The sequence below is a fragment of the Bacillus sp. DWP3-1 genome, assembly GCF_049896565.1.
In the GTDB taxonomy this organism is placed as follows: domain Bacteria; phylum Bacillota; class Bacilli; order Bacillales; family Bacillaceae; genus Bacillus.
Genome location: NZ_JAFCUN010000001.1, coordinates 653,046 through 670,254, shown reverse-complemented (window position 1 = coordinate 670,254; position 17,209 = coordinate 653,046). Strand labels below are relative to the sequence as shown.

The following is a 17,209-nucleotide window of genomic DNA, read 5'->3' as shown; positions in this document are numbered from 1 at the left end:
TCACTTGATGATCAAAGTTGGGGGTAGTGTTCAAAATGTTTCAAAATGATGTGAAACAACCGTTGAGTTGGGAAGAATTTCATGGTCCGAACCTCGGCTATGTGCTCGAGCTCTACGATCAGTATGTCCAGGATCCTACTAGTGTTGATGAAGATCTAAGAGGCATATTTGATGAACTTGGTGCACCACCGAGTGAAATGAAGGAGGAAATTGGGAAAAAAGAAAATAGCGTAGTTACTTCTGAACAAATCCAAAAGATAGCATCAGTCGTTAAACTGGCAGAAGACATCAGAACGTATGGCCATTTAAATGCTTCCGTCAATCCTCTTCGCAAAGAAAAGGAATTACAAGAGCTGTTTCCTTTAAAGGAGTACGGTTTAACAGAAGAAGACGTCAAGAATATTCCAATATCTATTATTAGTCCTGACGCACCAAAACACATTTCAAACGGCATAGAAGCCATTAACCATTTGAGAAATACGTATAAGCGTACCATTTCATTTGAGTTTGATCACGTGCATGATTTCGAAGAACGAAACTGGCTCTCAAAATCGATTGAGTCTGGTGAACTATTTAAGAAAAAACCAGCGGATAAACTAGTTTCTGTTTTCAAGAGATTAACAGAAGTTGAGCAGTTCGAACAGTTTCTTCATAAAACATTTGTTGGGCAAAAGCGCTTCTCAATAGAAGGATTAGACGCACTTGTCCCAGTACTTGATGAAATTATTTCAGAGTCTGTTACACAAGGGACTTCAAATATTAACATTGGAATGGCACACAGAGGCCGTTTAAATGTATTAGCACATGTGTTAGGAAAACCATACGAGATTATTTTCTCAGAATTCCAGCATGCGCCAAATAAAGAGCTTGTTCCATCAGAAGGCTCTATCGGCATCAGCTACGGGTGGACAGGTGATGTAAAGTACCATCTTGGAGCAGATCGCCAAATTAAAGACGAAGATACAAAGAGTGCGAGAGTCACGCTTGCCAATAACCCAAGTCACTTGGAATTCATTGATCCAATCATTGAAGGAAGCACACGTGCCGCTCAGGAAACACGTACTCAAAAAGGTTATCCAGCTCTAGACGTTGAAAAGGCATTAGCCATCTTAATTCATGGTGATGCGGCATTTCCTGGAGAAGGAATTGTGGCAGAAACATTAAATTTAAGTCAACTTGTAGGCTATCAGGTGGGCGGAACAATCCATATCATTGCAAACAATATGATCGGATTTACAACAGAAAGCAATGAATCTCGCTCAACAAAATATGCAAGTGACCTTGCAAAAGGGTTTGAGATTCCAATTGTTCACGTCAATGCAGATGATCCAGAAGCATGTTTAGCGGCTGTTCAGCTAGCTGTAGAATACCGCAAACGCTTTAAGAAGGATTTCTTAATTGACTTGATCGGTTATCGCAGATTCGGTCATAACGAAATGGATGAGCCTTCTACGACTCAGCCGATGCTGTACGATGCAGTCAGAAAGCACAAAACGGTCAAGAATATCTTTGCAGATAAACTTGTAACAGAAGGTCTTCTAACGAAAGAGCAGCGTGAAGAAATCGAGCAGGCTGTAGCGACGAAAATAGAAGAAGCCTATCAAAAGGTGCCTTCAAAGAAAGAGCATACGATTCAAGAAATTGAACTGCCAGAACCAGTATCAAATGGCTTCCCAGCAGTGGATACATCAGTAGAATTTGATGTATTACGAAAGCTGAATGAAGAATTGATCAGCTGGCCTGAGGATTTCCAAGTATTTGGTAAGCTCAAGCGGATCCTTGAAAAACGTGCAAAAGTGTTTACAGATGACCGTAAAGTAGAATGGTCGCTTGGGGAAGCACTTGCATTTGCATCTATATTAAAAGACGGTACGCCAATTCGAATGACCGGACAGGATTCAGAGCGCGGTACTTTTGCTCAAAGAAACCTTGTTCTTCACGACAGTCAAACTGGAGATGAATTTATTGCTCTTCATGAGCTGAGTGATGCAAACGCATCATTTACTGTTCATAATAGTCCACTGTCAGAGGGCTCAGTGATCGGATTTGAATATGGTTATAATGTCTATTCTCCTGAAACGTTAGTCATTTGGGAGGCTCAATTTGGAGACTTCGCAAATGCGGCTCAAGTGTATTTCGATCAATTTATTTCAGCTGGCCGCGCAAAATGGGGACAAAAATCAGGTCTAGTGATGCTCTTGCCGCATGGATATGAGGGACAAGGACCTGAACATTCAAGTGGTAGAACAGAGCGTTTCCTGCAATCAGCTGCTGAGAATAACTGGACAGTGGCGAACCTGACAAGTGCAGCGCAATACTTCCATATCCTTAGAAGACAGGCGAAAATGCTGCTTCGTGAAGAGATTCGTCCGCTTGTCATCATGACACCGAAGAGTCTGCTTCGTAATCCGAACACATTGTCTGAAGTCCAGGAATTAACGGATGGACAGTTCCGTCCAGTTCTTGAACAGCCAGGCCTTGTGCATGAACACGAAAAAGTATCGCGCCTCGTGCTATCTAGCGGAAAGGTATCAATCGATATTAGTGATCGTTTTACTCAAATGGAAGAGACGAAAAATTGGCTTCACATTGCGAGAGTGGAACAACTATATCCATTCCCAGCCAAAGATATTAAAGCGATTTTATCGAAACTAACAAACTTAGAAGAAATCGTATGGGTGCAAGAAGAGCCACAAAATATGGGGGCTTGGGGATACATTGAGCCATATTTACGTGAGATTGCGCCTGAAAAAGTAAAAGTACGTTACATCGGCCGAAGAAGACGTTCAAGTACGGCTGAGGGTGACCCAACTGTGCATAAAAAAGAACAAGAACGAATTGTATCTGATAGCTTGACTCGCAAAAACTAAGGGGGAAATGAAAAATGGCGGAAATTAAAGTACCTGAATTAGCGGAATCGATCTCGGAAGGAACGATTGCTCAATGGCTAAAGCAGCCGGGCGATTATGTGGAGCAGGGAGAGTACCTGTTAGAACTTGAAACAGATAAAGTCAATGTCGAACTGACAGCCGAAGAATCTGGTGTACTGAAAGAAGTGCTGAAAGATTCTGGTGACACTGTACAAGTTGGAGAAGTCATTGGAACAATTGCAGCAGGTGAAGCTGGCGGAAGCGAGTCCGCAGCTCCAGCACCTGAGCAAGAGTCTGCACCAGCTTCGAAAGAAGAACCGGCAGCTGCCCAAAAAGAAGAAGCAGTGAAAGAAGAGCCGAAATCTGGTAATGGCAGAACCATCGCTTCTCCTGCAGCTAGAAAACTGGCGAGAGAGAAGGGACTAGACTTATCTGAGATTCCAACCGTAGATCCGCTGGGCAGGGTACGAAAGCAGGATGTCGCTTCTTATCAAAAGAATGAAGCACCTGCAAGTGCACCGAAAGCCGCGCCAAAAGCAAATGCTGCGGTGCAAAATGAGCAACCAGGAAAGCCAGTTGAACGTGAGAGAATGTCACGCCGCAGACAAACGATTGCAAAACGTTTAGTTGAGGTTCAGCAAACGGCTGCGATGCTGACGACATTTAATGAAGTGGATATGACGGCCGTGATGGACTTAAGAAAGCGCCGTAAAGATGCCTTCCTTGAACAAAATGATGTAAAGCTTGGCTTCATGTCCTTCTTCACAAAAGCAGTTGTAGCAGCACTGAAGAAATATCCGCTGCTTAACGCAGAAATTCAAGGTGATGAGCTCGTCTTGAAGAAATTCTATGACATCGGCATCGCCGTTGCTGCTAACGAAGGACTTGTCGTACCGGTTGTCCGTGATGCAGACAGATTGTCGTTTGCAGGGATTGAAAAGGAAATTGGTCATCTTGCGAAAAAAGCAAGAGATAACAAATTGTCTCTGAATGAGCTACAAGGTGGATCATTCACGATCACTAACGGTGGAACATTCGGTTCACTGCTTTCAACACCAATTTTAAACAGCCCTCAAGTTGGAATTTTAGGTATGCATAAAATTCAGCTTCGTCCTGTGGCAATTGATGAAGAACGTTTTGAAAACCGTCCGATGATGTATTTAGCTCTTTCTTACGACCACCGAATTGTCGATGGTAAAGAAGCAGTTGGATTCCTTGTCACGATTAAAAACTTGCTTGAAGATCCGGAGCAGCTATTGCTTGAAGGGTAATCTTCAATTTGAAAAGCTAGCACCCGTTAAGGTGCTAGCTTTTTTTCTTTTTCATTTTCAGGATTTCCTTTTTTTGACCAATATGTTGCAAGCCAGGAACCAGATAAATTATGCCACACACTAAAAATGGCACTTGGAACGGCTGCAAGTGGCGAGAAGTGCGCTGTTGCTAGAGTTGCACCGAGTCCAGAGTTTTGCATGCCAACTTCGATCGAGATCGCTCTACGAGAAGGGATATCCATTTTGCACCACTTTGCGATCAGGTAACCAAATAAAAGACCAAGTCCATTATGTAATATAACAACGGCCAATATCAGCAGTCCAGATTGAAGAATCTGCTCTTTATTTGCACTGACAACCGCAGCAATGATCACCACAATTCCAGCAACAGATACAAGCGGCAGTGCTTGAACCGCATATAATACTTGTTTTTTAAAAAACAATTTCACAAGAATACCTAAAATAATAGGGATTAAGACAACTTGTACAATGGATAAAAACAGAGCCTCTGGTGATACAGGTAACCAAGATCTTGCAAAAATTAAAATGAAAACAGGGGTTAAAAACGGCGCAAGCAATGTTGATATGGTGGTTACAGCTACAGATAAAGCTGTATTTCCTTTCGCCAAAAAGGTCATGACGTTCGATGCTGTACCGCCTGGGCAGCAGCCTACGATAACAACTCCTACTGCGATTTCAGACGGAAGCCGCAGTCCGTAAGCTAACAAAAAGGCAAGAAGCGGCATGAGTGTGTACTGCGTCAGCACCCCGATCAGAACATAAAGAGGTTTTCGAAACAGTTCTTTAAAATCTTCAGCGGACAAGGTAAGCCCCATTCCAAACATAATAATACCGAGTAAAAAAGGAATATACGGTCCAATCTTAGAGAATTCGGCAGGAAAGGCAAATCCAAGAAGTGCAAAGACAATGACCCAAATCGCAAAGGTCCTTCCTGCAAAGTGACTAATAGTTAAAAGAATCTTCATTTATTGTTTCAACTCTCTTTCCTTACATATCTTTTTTATTTTAAACGAATTTTCTGAAAAAACAACCCATTCTTTATAAAGGCGATCATAATAAAATTATGTAAACTAAATTGAATTAAAAACCCCCATATAAGCATTTGCCTATATGGAGTATCGTCTTAAAAAGGGGTCCATTTCACTTGCTGAGCTTGCTTTAGTCGTGCTTCTGGCTCACGCCAGTCAACGACATTCCACCAACGGTCTACATATTGTGCTTTTTCATTCAGATATTGCAGATAGTAGGCATGTTCCCATACGTCAAGAGCTAGAAGAGGGATCACATCCCATTGTGATAGAAATTGATGGCGTTCGGCTTGTAAAATCTCTAATCGTTGAGATCTTGGTGCCCATACAAGAATGGCCCAGCCAACACCTTCTACTTGTTTGGCTGCAGCTGAAAATTGGGATTTGAATGCATCATAGCTTTCAAATGATTGTTCAATGAGACGCAGCATTTGTCCAGTGGGCTTTCGTTTTCCTGAAGGACTCATAGAAAACCAAAAAATGCAATGTAAATAGTGTCCCGCACCATTGAAGGCAAGCTCCCGTTCCCAATGCTTGATCATTTTAAAATCATTGGTTCTTCTCGCTCTTTTTAAGGCAAGCTCAGCTTGATTCAGACCATCAACATATGATTGATGATGTTTCTGGTGATGCAAATACATAATCTCTTTTGAAATAAACGGTTCTAGTGCATCATACCGGTAAGGGAGCGGAGGTAATTTATGGTCGCCAGCTGCCACATCTCGCATTGCTTCTAGTGGTTTCATATCCTCTGCAATACTTTCAGCCAATTCGTACCACTCTTCTTCACTGGAATATTCATCATTCATGATGAACGATAAATGTTCTGTTTTCTGACGGATGTTGTCATCTTGAACTGCACCTTGAATGGAGCTAAGCCAATCTTTAAGCTGCATGCGATATTCTTCCTTATTCATTTTTACGCCTCATTTCTTCTAAAAATGTGGAACAAGCCATCATTGGAAAGACAAATGGATAGCTATGATAGGTGATGTAAAATTGCTTTGGAAGACCAATGCCTACTGGATAGTGCAAGGCTTCACTCGAGTGCTGATGATGAATCAAAAATGAGATGGCTTTTAAAATTATTGTGTGATCCGGCTTCTCATATTGTAAAAGTGCCTCAGCAGCCCAAGCCGTTTGAACCACTGTTCCAAATGGGAGCGGGACATATCTTTTTACCTCTGCACTTTTACACGATTCTCCGAAGCTGCCATCTTCCAATTGAATTGTTTTTAAAAATCGACACGCTTTTTGAACAGCAGGATGCGATGAGGGGATGCCAGCAGCCTTTAGTCCTGTTAATGCAGCCCAGGTTCCATAAATATAGCAAACACCCCATCTGCCAAACCATGATCCGTTGTTCTCTTGATGATCAAGAAGCCATTTTACGCAATGATCTTTTTGCCTTTGCATGAGTGGTGACATGTTGTTCTCTTCAAGACCGATGAGATGAAGCACACGACCTGTAATATCAGGAGTAGATGGGTCAATGGCCGCATCCTCAGCAGATTCGAGCGGAAGATGACGAAGCAAGAAGTGATCTTGATTTTTTTCAAAAGCAGAAAAGCCGCCATCACGGTTTTGCATGGAAAGAAGCCAATCAAACCCTCGTTTCCACTGAACGGGTGCGTAGATGTGAGGAATGGCTTTTAACACAATTTGCGTATCATCACAATCAGGGTTATTTGTGTTCAAATCTGAAAAACCAAAGCCTCCCGGAGCCGCATGCCGGTTATGAATCGCCCAATCTGCTTTCTTCATTTGCTGCCGGTTCAATAAGTACGTAAAAGACTTTTCGATAACTGGATCTTCTTGTGTTCTGCCTGCTCGCTGAGAAGCATAACTGACAAGCGCTGTATCCCAAACTGTGGATGTAGAATTCTCAGCATATTTCCTGCCCCCACAGTCAGTGACTATCTTTTTCATCCCTTTAACTGCTTTTAAAATGAGATGATGCCCAGGAGAGTATCCCAGACTCATGAGTGCATAGACCATAAAAATACTGGCACTTAAATAGCTGTACAGCGTGCCATCTTTTTCAAGTCGGTCAAACATATACCGCTTCGCTGCCTCATACCCGAAAAAGTCGAGGCGGCTGTCGAGTGCTGTATACGACCGCATGTACGCTAGAAAGTGGTGAGTGGAACGTTCTTCTCTTGCCATAAACCAGTCAAAAGGACTTTTAGACATGTTCGCATCAAGATGTGCTAAGCTTGGAAACTTTTCATGAGAGGTATATCGTTTGTTGAGTGCAATCATCATTGGGACAAAATGAATTCTTGCATATGCACTAAGATGATAGAAGTGCAGCGGAAAGTATGTAGGGATGAGTAAAAATGAAAGTGGCGCATAGAAGTATGGCCAAGGGTGCATGCCATTGACGGCAAGCATCCACTTTGTCATAAAATGAACGTCTTTTAATCCGCCTTTTGATCGAATAAAGTGTGCTGCTTTTTCCATATGAGGCTCATCTTGTTGAAACCTGCCTGAAACAAGCATTCCACAATAGCCTTGCACAGTCGCTGTTACATGTCCCGATTGATCATGATACAAAGAAAAAGAACCATCCTCATTTTGCTTTTCGCGAATCGCTTCTGCCAATTGATGAACGAGTGCCTGGTCCGAATCGCCAACAGCCTTTAACAGCATAATCAAAAAAGCATTTGTCATCATTGGGCCTTCAAAGCAGAAGACAAAAGCGCCATCTTCTCGTTGTCTGCGCTGCATTTGCATGTGCAATTCATCAATAAATTCGTTTACTTTCGTTTTGAAATCTTGCATATTCGGCCTTGCTCCTTTCCTTTATTACTATATTCAGGAGCCTGCCTGTCACATGCAATCACAAAAAAGCCGATGACATGGTCACCGGCTTTATAGGCGTCATTAGTCTTGGAGATTAATCCACACACTTTTGACTTCTGTATAGTTGTTAAGGGCGTATGTTCCCATTTCTCTGCCAAGACCTGATTGCTTGTATCCTCCAAATGGGGATGCAGCATCAAAGACATTATAGCAGTTGACCCAAATCGTGCCTGCTTCAAGACGTGCAGCAATATCATGGGCATGCTTTAAGTTTTCTGTCCAAAGTCCTGCGGCTAATCCATAATCAGACTGGTTGGCTCTTTCGACCACTTCATCAATGGAATCGTATGGAATGGCAGATAAGACAGGGCCGAAGATTTCTTCTTTTGCGATGGTCATGTCATCTTCTACATCTTTAAAAACAGTAGGGGAGACAAAATAGCCAGCCTCATAAGGGCAATCGCCACCGACAACGGCTGTTGCACCTTCAGATTTACCTTTTTCAATATAGCCTAACACGCGCTCGTGCTGTTCTTTACTTACAAGAGGTCCGATTTGCGTATCTTGATGAAGACCGGCGCCTTGCTTGAGTGATGTCGCATATTTGGCCATTTGATCGACAACCTCATCATATTGGCTCCGGTGAACAAAGACCCTAGAACCTGCAGAGCACACCTGGCCTTGGTTAAACATGACACCATTTAGAGCACCTGGAATGGCTTTCTTTAAATCGGCATCTGGCAAAATAATATTAGGTGATTTTCCGCCAAGTTCTAATGTGACCCTCTTAATGGATTTGGCTGCTTTCTCCATAATGAGTTTCCCAACACTTGTTGACCCCGTGAAGGCAAGCTTGTTTACATCAGGGTGATCGGTTAATGCGTTCCCAGCAGTTTCACCAAATCCAGGAACGATGTTAATCACACCTTCTGGGAAGCCGGCTTTATCCACTAATTCAGCTAAATAAAGAGCAGAGAGGGGTGTTTGTTCTGCTGGTTTTAAAACGATGGTGCAGCCAGTTGCAAGTGCAGCACCCATTTTCCACATGGCCATGAGCAGCGGGAAGTTCCAAGGAATGATTTGTCCTACAACGCCAACAGGCTCATGACGGGTATAATTAAAGTACCCTTGACTGACAGGAATGGTTTGTCCGCTTATTTTGGTCGTCCAGCCCGCATAATAGCGCATATGCTCAATGGCGAGAGGGATATCTGCATTTGTTGTTTCATTAATTGGTTTTCCGTTATCTAATGTTTCAAGCTGTGCGAGTTCTTCTTGGTTTTCTTCCATTAGATCGGCAAGCTTGAACATGAAGCGGGCGCGTTCAGCGGCAGAAATGGAGCGCCAAGGACCATGAAAAGCTTTTTTTGCAGCTTTTACTGCCTCATCAATGTCTTTTGCACCTGCTTCATATACATCAATAAGGGTTTCACCTGTGGCCGGGTTAGGAGTCGAAAAGGTTTTGTTATCGTGACTTGTGACAAACTGACCGTTAATGTAGAGTTTTTTCGTCCCTTGGAGAAAAGATTCGAGTTTTGAACTAATTTGAAGTGTTGTAGAGCTCATAAATAAACAAACCTCCTTAAAGATATGGATTGTTCTGCGAGTTCTAGGTGGAAAAGCGGACCTGAAGCAAATGAACCAGTATACGCACACATATGTAAACGTATACATTTATCATATTACACGACATGTTTGAAAGCAATCCATAACACTCATTGCATTTCACGAAAAATTGGCTACAATAAATATATAGATGAAAAAAGGAGTTTTTAAATCATGATCCATCAAAACTGGCAAACGGCTCAAACGTTAAAGCAAGTAAAATGTATACATACGAATGCGAAAAAATATATGGTCGATCGAGCACTAACGGTTGGAAGCACATATGAAGTGAAAAATGAGACAGAAGAATTCCTGTTTGTCGTTGATAATACAGGTAAAGTAGGCGGGTATTATAAAGAGTATTTCGAAGACATTTCTGCTGAATGATTTTAGTGATCATCACTCATACTAAGAAAAACAGTAAAGGGTGATGATGATGAAAAAGAAGCAAACAGACGAGCAGAATAATCAAAATGCTTGGCATGATCACGAAGATGCTGATATGGCGATTACGCTTGAGCAGATTTCCGATGTATATGCCGAGGGAACCATTGATACACCAAAAGACGAATAGTCCAGATTGTTGACAAAGTGCTAAAATGATCTTTATTTTAGCACTTTGTCTTCTTTTTCAGCGTGACATGAAAACCTTTGCGGTCTAGGAAGGACGAGTACCGGAGCGGAGCGAATTTGACATTCGTGAGCACCGGCGCGCAGGACTGACAAAGAATGCGAGGGTTTGTCTACACGCTGACAGTGATTTGAAAAAATCACTGTTTTTTTATTGGTAACATTCAGCAATTTTTCTCAAAAAGAACTGAAACTTTTTTCCTGCTTTAACTGTCTAAATAAGTAGAGGAAAGAGCATCGAATCAAAAAGAAAAAGTTAAATGAAATTTAATCTATTCGTAATGGAATAACGACCATTTATAGCGTATTCTATAAGTGAGAATAAAACGTACCCACAAGAGCGTGCGTCCGTTTTTTCATAAAGGAATTTGATGGAGGAAGAGGGGGTTTACGTGGGTATTTTTTCTGTCAGTAAACAAAATGATAAGAAATTCGAATCCTTACTAATTGAAGGGGAAAGAATTGAGGCTGTTTACAGACTGCGTCACGACCAAATTTGTTTCACCAATAAACGACTGATCTTTGGCGATAACCGCGTATTTTCTAAGAAGAAAGTCAGGGTCTCCTTGCCGTATCGATCAATTGAAAGTTTTGCCATTCAAGAAGCTGGCGTGTTTGATCAGGACACAGGTATGCTGCTTGTCACAAGCTCAAAAGTATTTGAACTCGATTTTTCGAAAGAGACGGATTTGAGTGATGTGCAAGCCATTTTGACAAAACATCTTTGCTGATCAACCTTGCGATTACATAGATCATGCACTTTTCTCATTCTACTTATTTTAATAGATCGCACATTGCCTGAGCCCTTACCCATATTTTCTGGGAAGGGCTTTTTTTGTTTAGGTGTTTGAATGATAGCAAAAAAGGATAAAGATGAAACAGATACAGAAAGGAGAATGAACAATGAAAGTATTAGTTGCTGGAGCAAATGGACATACAGGCAGGCTCGTCATTCGTTATTTAAAAGAAAAAGGACATGAGCCGCTTGCTCTCATTCGAGATGAAAAACAAGCGGATGCGCTAAAGGAACTTGGTGCAGCGCCTGTCATCGGTGATCTTGAAAAGGATGTGACAGATGCTGTGAAACAAGCAGATGCTGTCATCTTTGCAGCTGGTTCAGGCTCAAAAACAGGTGCAGATAAGACGATTGCAGTGGATCAAGAAGGTGCAAAACGCCTTGTCGACACAGCGAAAAAAGAAAACATTCAGCATTTTGTTATGCTGAGTTCCTATAATGCCGATGATCCAAACCAGGGAAAAGGGCAAGGAAGTATGGAAATTTATTATGAGGCGAAAAGAAAAGCAGATGAACACTTAAAACAGTCTGGGCTTTCCTATACCATCGTCCGCCCAGGTGCCTTGCTGCATGAGGAAAAGACAGGAAAGATTGAAGCTGCGGAGCATATTCCAGATGATCAAAACATTGAGATTTCAAGAGAGGACGTAGCCGCTGTACTTGTGGAAAGCTTAACGGAATCCAATGTGAAAAATAAATCCTTTGACTTGATTAAAGGGGATAAACCAGTAGAAGAAGCACTTCGCACCATGTAAGAGAAGAAAGCTGCTGCCAAAAAGGCGGCGGCTTTTTTGATGTTTTCAATTCCCTTGCAGCGGGAAGGTAATGAGAAAGGAGTGATTGACCGTGGGCTTAACGAAAGAACAAAAAGCTGATTTATACGAAAGATTGAATCAATTAAAGGGAGATGTAAAAGGATCAAAAAAGAAAGAAGAATCTATGCTAAGTGAATCCAGCGAGATTTCAAATGGTGTTGGGAACCATATCGCTGATCATGGGAGCATCTATTTAGACCGCATGACAGAACAAACGCTGGATCAAGTTGATGGCGAGCTTGAAGACGAAATTGATGCAGCACTGAAACGAATGGAAGACGGAACATATGGGATATGTGAGAAAACAGGGAAAGACATTCCATATGAACGTTTAAAAGCAGTCCCCTATACACGTTATTCAATCGATGCGAAGAAAAACGAAGAAACGACTCAAGACCCAAACGAGTTTGACCGTAATTTCTCTGATCAAATGCGTGATTTAACAAATAGGGAAACAATGGATCAGATGCATTCAGATACGTATGAACGATTAGAGGAAGAGCAGGATGTTGACATAGACGAAGAAAAATAGGATAATAAGTTGAAGTTACATTTTTTCAGAATAATGTTTTCTTATGTGTGCAAGGACAAATATCTTGTATATATAAGTATTTCTTAGAAAAAAGATCTCTTGAAATTTAATAAACTTTCGTGTAATATAGTTTAAAGGCTGCGATGCGCGTAATGTTAATTAAGTTTTAACCTTTAAGCTGTAATAGGGAGTTTTATATTGAAGCCGGAATGTCATGCCTCCTTAGAGAGGAAGACAGGAACGTTTCTGCAAACACCCACTTTGAGGAGTGGTGGTTTAAAACTTTCTTACTTAGATTACGGCATCCGCAGCTTTTCCTAGGATGATTCAAGCCATTTTCCATTTCGGAAAATGGCTTTTTATTTTGTGAAAATGCGAAATTGGACAGATCGCCTGTAGAGGCAAGAATATATGTTAAAATGGACAAAACTAATGACGGAGAGGGAATTGGATGTTAGAACAAGCAGAAGCACTCCTGAAACAATACTATGGCTTTGATGTCTTTAGAAAAGGACAGAAACAAGCCATTGAAGCGATTGTAAATAAACAAAAGGATACTGTCTGCATTATGCCGACAGGCGGTGGGAAGTCAGTTTGCTATCAGATCCCTGCCCTCATGATGGAAGGTACAACGATCGTTGTATCTCCGCTTATTTCTTTAATGAAGGATCAGGTCGATGCGTTAAATGAGATGGGAATACGTTCTTCCTTTTTAAACAGCACACTTTCCGCAGCTGAAATGAATGAAAGGCTGAAAAAATGCGAAAATGGGGAATATGAGCTGCTTTATATCACACCTGAACGCTTACAAAATGAACGTTTTTTTCAGCTGCTGGATCGGTTAACGATCCCTTTAATCGCGATTGATGAAGCGCACTGTATATCTGAGTGGGGGCATGATTTTAGGCCAAGTTATCGCTTCATTCAAGAATGCTTGAACAAGCTGTCAAAAAGGCCGGTGATTGTCGCATTAACAGCTACAGCGACGAAAAAGGTTCACCAAGATATATGTGAACAGCTTGGCATGAACGGAGAAGAAACCATCTTTACTGGGTTTGCTAGAGAAAATTTGTCCTTTCAAGTGATCAAAGGGGAAAATAGTGACCGTTTTATCACACAATATATGAAGAAAAACAGTCTTGAGTCTGGCATTATTTATACAGCAACTCGTAAAGAAGCGGATAACATTTATAATCGACTAAAAAAACAAAAGATCAAAGCTGGCGTTTATCATGGCGGATTGGATGACCATACGAGAGAAGAGCAGCAAAACCTGTTTTTAAATGATGACATCCAGGTTATGGTCGCTACATCAGCATTTGGCATGGGAATCAATAAGTCGAATGTACGTTTTGTGATCCATCATCAAATTCCAAGGGATATTGAAAGCTACTATCAAGAAGCTGGGCGTGCCGGCAGAGACGGGCTTGAAAGTGAGTGCATTTTACTGTTTTCACCACAAGGCGTAAGAGTGCAGCGCTTTCTCATTGAGCAGTCAACAGAAGATGAGGTGCGCTATCAGCATGAACTGCTTAAATTAAGGCAAATGGTGGACTACTGTCATACCGAGCAATGTCTGCAGCAATTTGTGATGGACTATTTTGATCAAACAGCTAGTTCGCCTTGCGGTAAATGCAGCAACTGCCTTGATGAGAGAGAGCGTGAAGAGGTCACAAGAGAAGCACAGATGGTGTTATCTTGTACAGTGAGGATGAATGAGCGATTCGGTAAAATGATGATAGCCCAAGTACTGGCAGGCTCTAAAAACAAAAAAGTGCTTGAGCTAGGTTTCGACCGTCTCCCTACATATGCTTTAATGAAACAACATTCGGCTCAGCAAATCAGTGACTTCATTGAATTTTTAATTACAGAAGAGTATTTGCACATGTCTGAAGGTGCTTACCCAACACTTAAGGTGACCCATAAAGGGAAGAAAGTGTTAGTTGGACAAGAGACAGTGTATAAAAAGCAGGCGATCAAAGCAGAGGCCATTCAAGAAAATGATGCATTATTTGAGCGATTGAGATCGCTGAGAATGAAGCTAGCCAGAGAGCAAGGTGTCCCGCCGTTTGTTGTTTTTTCTGATCAAACATTGAAGGAAATGTCAGCTGTAGAGCCTCAAACAGATGAAGAATTACTCCAAATTAAGGGGATTGGCGCTCAAAAAAGAGAGAAATACGGAGATGTTTTTTTAGAAGAAATTCGTTTATTTATAGAAAAAGAGAAAAAATAAAGTGTTTAAAGAAGAAAAATAAATTTTTTTCGCTGCACTTGGACACGTTTTCATCAGGTCGTTTTCGATCCTTTTAAAACCTTGATATGGCGGGGAATCAAGCCGTTTTGTGGGCTGATTTACCAATGGAGAGAGATGTTTCATGTAAAGGAACTGTAATCTAAAACATATCGTTTTGTTATTGAAATGACATTTACATATGTTACGATAGCACTCGTTAGCCGCCATAAAAAGCTAACAAGGGAGGATTTACTTTATGAAGAAGACTATTATGTCCTTGGTTGCTGTTGCAGCAATCTCAACAACAGCATTTGGAGCGCAGCAAGCTTCTGCAAAGGAAATCACTGTGAAGAAAGGTGATACACTTTGGGGAATCTCTCAAAAAAATGATGTGTCTCTAAAAGACCTAAAGGGTTGGAACAATTTATCTACTGATATGATCTATGTAGGTGATAAATTGACAATCTCTTCAAAAGAGAAAACTCAGGAGCAGTATAAAGTCCAGAAGGGGGACAGCCTCTGGAAAATCGCTCAAAAATTCAATGTGTCAATTAGCGATATTAAGTCTTGGAATAACTTAAACTCAGATATAATTATGGTTGGTTCAACACTAAGTGTTGCTGGTCAAAGCTCGGCTCCGGTAAGCTCAGAACCTGTTCAAAAACAGGAACCTGTCCAAAAAGAGCAAACAACGAAAAAAGCTGCTCCTAAAAAGGAAACAGCTAAAGCAGAATCATCTTCTGCTAGTCAAAGTGTACAAAAAGAAATGACTGTTACGGCTACGGCTTATACAGCAAATGATGGTGGCATCTCAGGTATCACTGCAACAGGGGTAAACTTAAACAAAAACCCAAACGCAAAAGTCATTGCAGTAGATCCTAATGTCATTCCACTAGGAAGTAAGGTTTATGTTGAAGGCTACGGTGAAGCCATCGCAGCAGATACTGGCGGCGCAATTAAAGGTAACAAAATTGATGTACATGTACCAAGCAAATCCCAAGCGCAAAATTGGGGCGTAAAATCAGTCAAAGTAAAAGTACTTAACTAGTAAACAATTGTTTTTTGGAAGAAAGCATCAGGTGGCCACCTGATGCTTTTATTATACCCTTTTTTTGGTCAAAAATACACATATTTTTCTGAAAAGTTTGCATTTTCGACAAAAAGCAGCGCATATCTTATGATACACGCTGGTTTTTGTCGTTAGCTGTCCACCCAATAAATTTCTCCGCTTTGTTCTTTCCAATTGATTTGGACATCAAATTGATGTTTTTCATAAAAATGAATCAAGCGATCCACGTGATTCCAGTCCCTTTTGACGAGGTCGCCAGTAATCACTGGTATGTTCTGCTCTCTTGCGATTTCTTTTAAATGCTTCATACAGATGGAGCCGTACCCATTATCTGGCGGGCCTTTAATATCGGCAATATGAATCTTTCCTTCTTCAGGATATTCCGCAATTAAGGAAAAATCAGATTGTCCGCGATAAGCTTTTTCACAATCGCTCAACATAATTTTACATGTATCTGCACTTTCAATGGCAGAGACGATCATCCACTCATCTTCTTTCGCTTGATCGATGCCAATGATTTTTGCTTTTTTCGAAATATCTTTCATATTTTCTTGCATTCGATACATTTGGAACTGCAATTGCTGTAATTCTTGCTCTAACGTCTTCACATCTTTGGCTGTTTCCTGTAAGATTGACAAGTCCATTACTCCTTTCATATCAGAAATGATAAAAATCACATAAATTCCAATTCTAAAGGAAGTGGATGGATCTTTCAAGCCGTTAGAACGCCTGCAACCCTTAAGTTTGTCTAAAATTCGACGAAGACAGCGAATTCATTGACTTTATAGAGAAAGTTAAATAACATACTCTTAGTCGGAACTAATAAAGAGAGGTTTTCAAACATGAACGAACAGAATCAAAAACCGAAAAATTTCACTGGTATTGTGATCATTTTAACAATTGCCATAAACGGATTAATCGCTTTATTATTTTTAATGCCAAAATCAGATAAATTTAGTCATCTGGATATTACATTTTTGCCGTTACTTAATGCCGTGATGAACAGCTTTACGTTTATCTTTTTACTTTCAGCACTCATCATGATTAAACAAAAGAACATTAAAGCGCATAGACGATTTATCTTTGCTGCATTTTCAACGACACTTGTCTTTTTAATTTCGTATGTGACATATCATTCAATGGCAGCTGATACCCATTTCGGAGGAGAAGGGATCATCCGTCCAATTTACTTCTTTATTTTAATCACACATATCGTCTTATCAGCTGTAATTGTACCGCTTGCCCTGATTACTCTTTTTAGAGGTGCACAGATGCAAGTCGAGCGTCACCGTAAAATTGCCCGCTGGACAATGCCGCTATGGCTTTATGTCAGTCTCACTGGCGTCATTGTGTATATGATGATATCTCCATACTACAGCTAACGTATGCCCAACTGGACATACGTTCTTTTATTTACAAGAGGCAGTGCTTTGGATAAAATGGGAATTGGGTATCCGACTTGCACGGTATCTTCCCATCTATAGACTCACATCATTTCTGGCCGTTTGCTCGTTTGGAGAACAACAATTGAACG

General features: G+C 41.0%; 15 protein-coding genes and 1 other RNA gene. 11 read left to right on the top strand and 5 right to left on the bottom strand.

All coding sequences use genetic code 11. The features are described from left to right. Positions 1-35: 35 nt before the first annotated feature. Both sucA and odhB read left to right on the top strand, forming a co-directional pair. Positions 36-2,870, top strand: coding sequence for a 2-oxoglutarate dehydrogenase E1 component (sucA, locus tag ACP7A0_RS03310; RefSeq protein ID WP_034660925.1), 2,835 nt, complete (start codon positions 36-38; stop codon positions 2,868-2,870). A gap of 14 nt (positions 2,871-2,884) precedes the next feature. Further along, positions 2,885-4,141, top strand: coding sequence for a 2-oxoglutarate dehydrogenase complex dihydrolipoyllysine-residue succinyltransferase (gene odhB, locus ACP7A0_RS03305; protein ID WP_034660924.1), 1,257 nt, complete (start codon positions 2,885-2,887; stop codon positions 4,139-4,141). Between the two features lie 26 nt (positions 4,142-4,167). Here odhB and ACP7A0_RS03300 read toward each other — a convergent pair whose 3' ends face one another. The 4 genes from ACP7A0_RS03300 to ACP7A0_RS03285 all read right to left on the bottom strand — a co-directional run bounded on the left by ACP7A0_RS03300 (position 4,168) and on the right by ACP7A0_RS03285 (position 9,561). Then, positions 4,168-5,127, bottom strand: a complete 960-nt coding sequence (locus tag ACP7A0_RS03300; protein ID WP_426004262.1) for a bile acid:sodium symporter family protein — start codon at positions 5,125-5,127, stop codon at positions 4,168-4,170. A 158-nt stretch (positions 5,128-5,285) separates the two neighbouring features. Continuing rightward, entirely contained in the window at positions 5,286-6,107 is an 822-nt protein-coding gene (locus tag ACP7A0_RS03295; RefSeq protein WP_060596547.1) for a superoxide dismutase, read from the bottom strand. Next, positions 6,100-7,974, bottom strand: a complete 1,875-nt coding sequence (locus ACP7A0_RS03290) for a terpene cyclase/mutase family protein (protein WP_106037674.1) — start codon at positions 7,972-7,974, stop codon at positions 6,100-6,102. The genes ACP7A0_RS03295 and ACP7A0_RS03290 overlap by 8 nt, the downstream gene beginning before the upstream one ends. 102 nt (positions 7,975-8,076) lie before the next feature. Continuing rightward, the gene (locus ACP7A0_RS03285) at positions 8,077-9,561 is read right to left on the bottom strand and encodes an aldehyde dehydrogenase family protein (protein WP_095285289.1); all 1,485 of its coding nucleotides are present in this window, start codon (positions 9,559-9,561) and stop codon (positions 8,077-8,079) included. 213 nt (positions 9,562-9,774) lie between these two features. Between ACP7A0_RS03285 and ACP7A0_RS03280 the strand changes: the two genes are divergently transcribed. From ACP7A0_RS03280 to ACP7A0_RS03245, 8 genes are all read left to right on the top strand, one after another. Further along, positions 9,775-9,987, top strand: coding sequence for a DUF6501 family protein (locus tag ACP7A0_RS03280; RefSeq protein ID WP_012010250.1), 213 nt, complete (start codon positions 9,775-9,777; stop codon positions 9,985-9,987). Between the two features lie 49 nt (positions 9,988-10,036). Further along, on the top strand, positions 10,037-10,174 hold the full coding sequence (locus tag ACP7A0_RS03275) for a DUF4025 domain-containing protein (protein ID WP_223249850.1): 138 nt from the start codon (positions 10,037-10,039) through the stop codon (positions 10,172-10,174). Between the two features lie 448 nt (positions 10,175-10,622). After that, positions 10,623-10,961: a PH domain-containing protein gene (locus ACP7A0_RS03270; RefSeq protein ID WP_024422682.1), complete on the top strand. Its 339-nt coding sequence runs from the start codon at positions 10,623-10,625 to the stop codon at positions 10,959-10,961. Positions 10,962-11,133: 172 nt separating this feature from the next. After that, complete coding sequence (locus ACP7A0_RS03265; protein WP_034660919.1) at positions 11,134-11,781, top strand: SDR family oxidoreductase; 648 nt, start codon at positions 11,134-11,136, stop codon at positions 11,779-11,781. A 91-nt stretch (positions 11,782-11,872) separates the two neighbouring features. Then, the gene (locus ACP7A0_RS03260) at positions 11,873-12,373 is read left to right on the top strand and encodes a TraR/DksA family transcriptional regulator (protein WP_034660918.1); all 501 of its coding nucleotides are present in this window, start codon (positions 11,873-11,875) and stop codon (positions 12,371-12,373) included. Between the two features lie 132 nt (positions 12,374-12,505). After that, a non-coding RNA gene (ssrS, locus tag ACP7A0_RS03255) (6S RNA) lies at positions 12,506-12,691 on the top strand. A gap of 133 nt (positions 12,692-12,824) precedes the next feature. Continuing rightward, positions 12,825-14,606 (top strand): DNA helicase RecQ, encoded by a 1,782-nt coding sequence (gene recQ, locus ACP7A0_RS03250; RefSeq protein WP_106037676.1) that lies wholly within the window; start codon positions 12,825-12,827, stop codon positions 14,604-14,606. 256 nt (positions 14,607-14,862) lie between these two features. Beyond that, the gene (locus ACP7A0_RS03245) at positions 14,863-15,654 is read left to right on the top strand and encodes a LysM peptidoglycan-binding and 3D domain-containing protein (RefSeq protein ID WP_034660916.1); all 792 of its coding nucleotides are present in this window, start codon (positions 14,863-14,865) and stop codon (positions 15,652-15,654) included. A 152-nt stretch (positions 15,655-15,806) separates the two neighbouring features. On the opposite strand, the gene ACP7A0_RS03240 is transcribed toward ACP7A0_RS03245, so the two are convergent. Continuing rightward, a complete protein-coding gene (locus ACP7A0_RS03240; RefSeq protein ID WP_034661967.1) occupies positions 15,807-16,319 on the bottom strand; it encodes a GNAT family N-acetyltransferase in 513 nt (170 codons plus the stop codon). Positions 16,320-16,517: 198 nt separating this feature from the next. On the opposite strand from ACP7A0_RS03240, the gene ACP7A0_RS03235 reads away from it, so the two are divergent. After that, a complete protein-coding gene (locus ACP7A0_RS03235; protein WP_003215636.1) occupies positions 16,518-17,057 on the top strand; it encodes a DUF420 domain-containing protein in 540 nt (179 codons plus the stop codon). Positions 17,058-17,209 lie beyond the last annotated feature (152 nt).

What these genes read in the sequence shown, in the direction of transcription:
- ACP7A0_RS03285 (WP_095285289.1), bottom strand. Translation starts at nt 9,561, where the DNA reads ATGAGCTCTACAACACTTCAAATTAGTTCAAAACTCGAATCTTTTCTC.
- odhB (WP_034660924.1), top strand. Translation starts at nt 2,885, where the DNA reads ATGGCGGAAATTAAAGTACCTGAATTAGCGGAATCGATCTCGGAAGGA.
- ACP7A0_RS03245 (WP_034660916.1), top strand. Translation starts at nt 14,863, where the DNA reads ATGAAGAAGACTATTATGTCCTTGGTTGCTGTTGCAGCAATCTCAACA.
- ACP7A0_RS03290 (WP_106037674.1), bottom strand. Translation starts at nt 7,974, where the DNA reads ATGCAAGATTTCAAAACGAAAGTAAACGAATTTATTGATGAATTGCAC.
- ACP7A0_RS03300 (WP_426004262.1), bottom strand. Translation starts at nt 5,127, where the DNA reads ATGAAGATTCTTTTAACTATTAGTCACTTTGCAGGAAGGACCTTTGCG.
- sucA (WP_034660925.1), top strand. Translation starts at nt 36, where the DNA reads ATGTTTCAAAATGATGTGAAACAACCGTTGAGTTGGGAAGAATTTCAT.
- ACP7A0_RS03275 (WP_223249850.1), top strand. Translation starts at nt 10,037, where the DNA reads ATGAAAAAGAAGCAAACAGACGAGCAGAATAATCAAAATGCTTGGCAT.
- ACP7A0_RS03295 (WP_060596547.1), bottom strand. Translation starts at nt 6,107, where the DNA reads ATGAATAAGGAAGAATATCGCATGCAGCTTAAAGATTGGCTTAGCTCC.
- ACP7A0_RS03235 (WP_003215636.1), top strand. Translation starts at nt 16,518, where the DNA reads ATGAACGAACAGAATCAAAAACCGAAAAATTTCACTGGTATTGTGATC.
- ACP7A0_RS03265 (WP_034660919.1), top strand. Translation starts at nt 11,134, where the DNA reads ATGAAAGTATTAGTTGCTGGAGCAAATGGACATACAGGCAGGCTCGTC.
- ACP7A0_RS03280 (WP_012010250.1), top strand. Translation starts at nt 9,775, where the DNA reads ATGATCCATCAAAACTGGCAAACGGCTCAAACGTTAAAGCAAGTAAAA.
- recQ (WP_106037676.1), top strand. Translation starts at nt 12,825, where the DNA reads ATGTTAGAACAAGCAGAAGCACTCCTGAAACAATACTATGGCTTTGAT.
- ACP7A0_RS03240 (WP_034661967.1), bottom strand. Translation starts at nt 16,319, where the DNA reads ATGGACTTGTCAATCTTACAGGAAACAGCCAAAGATGTGAAGACGTTA.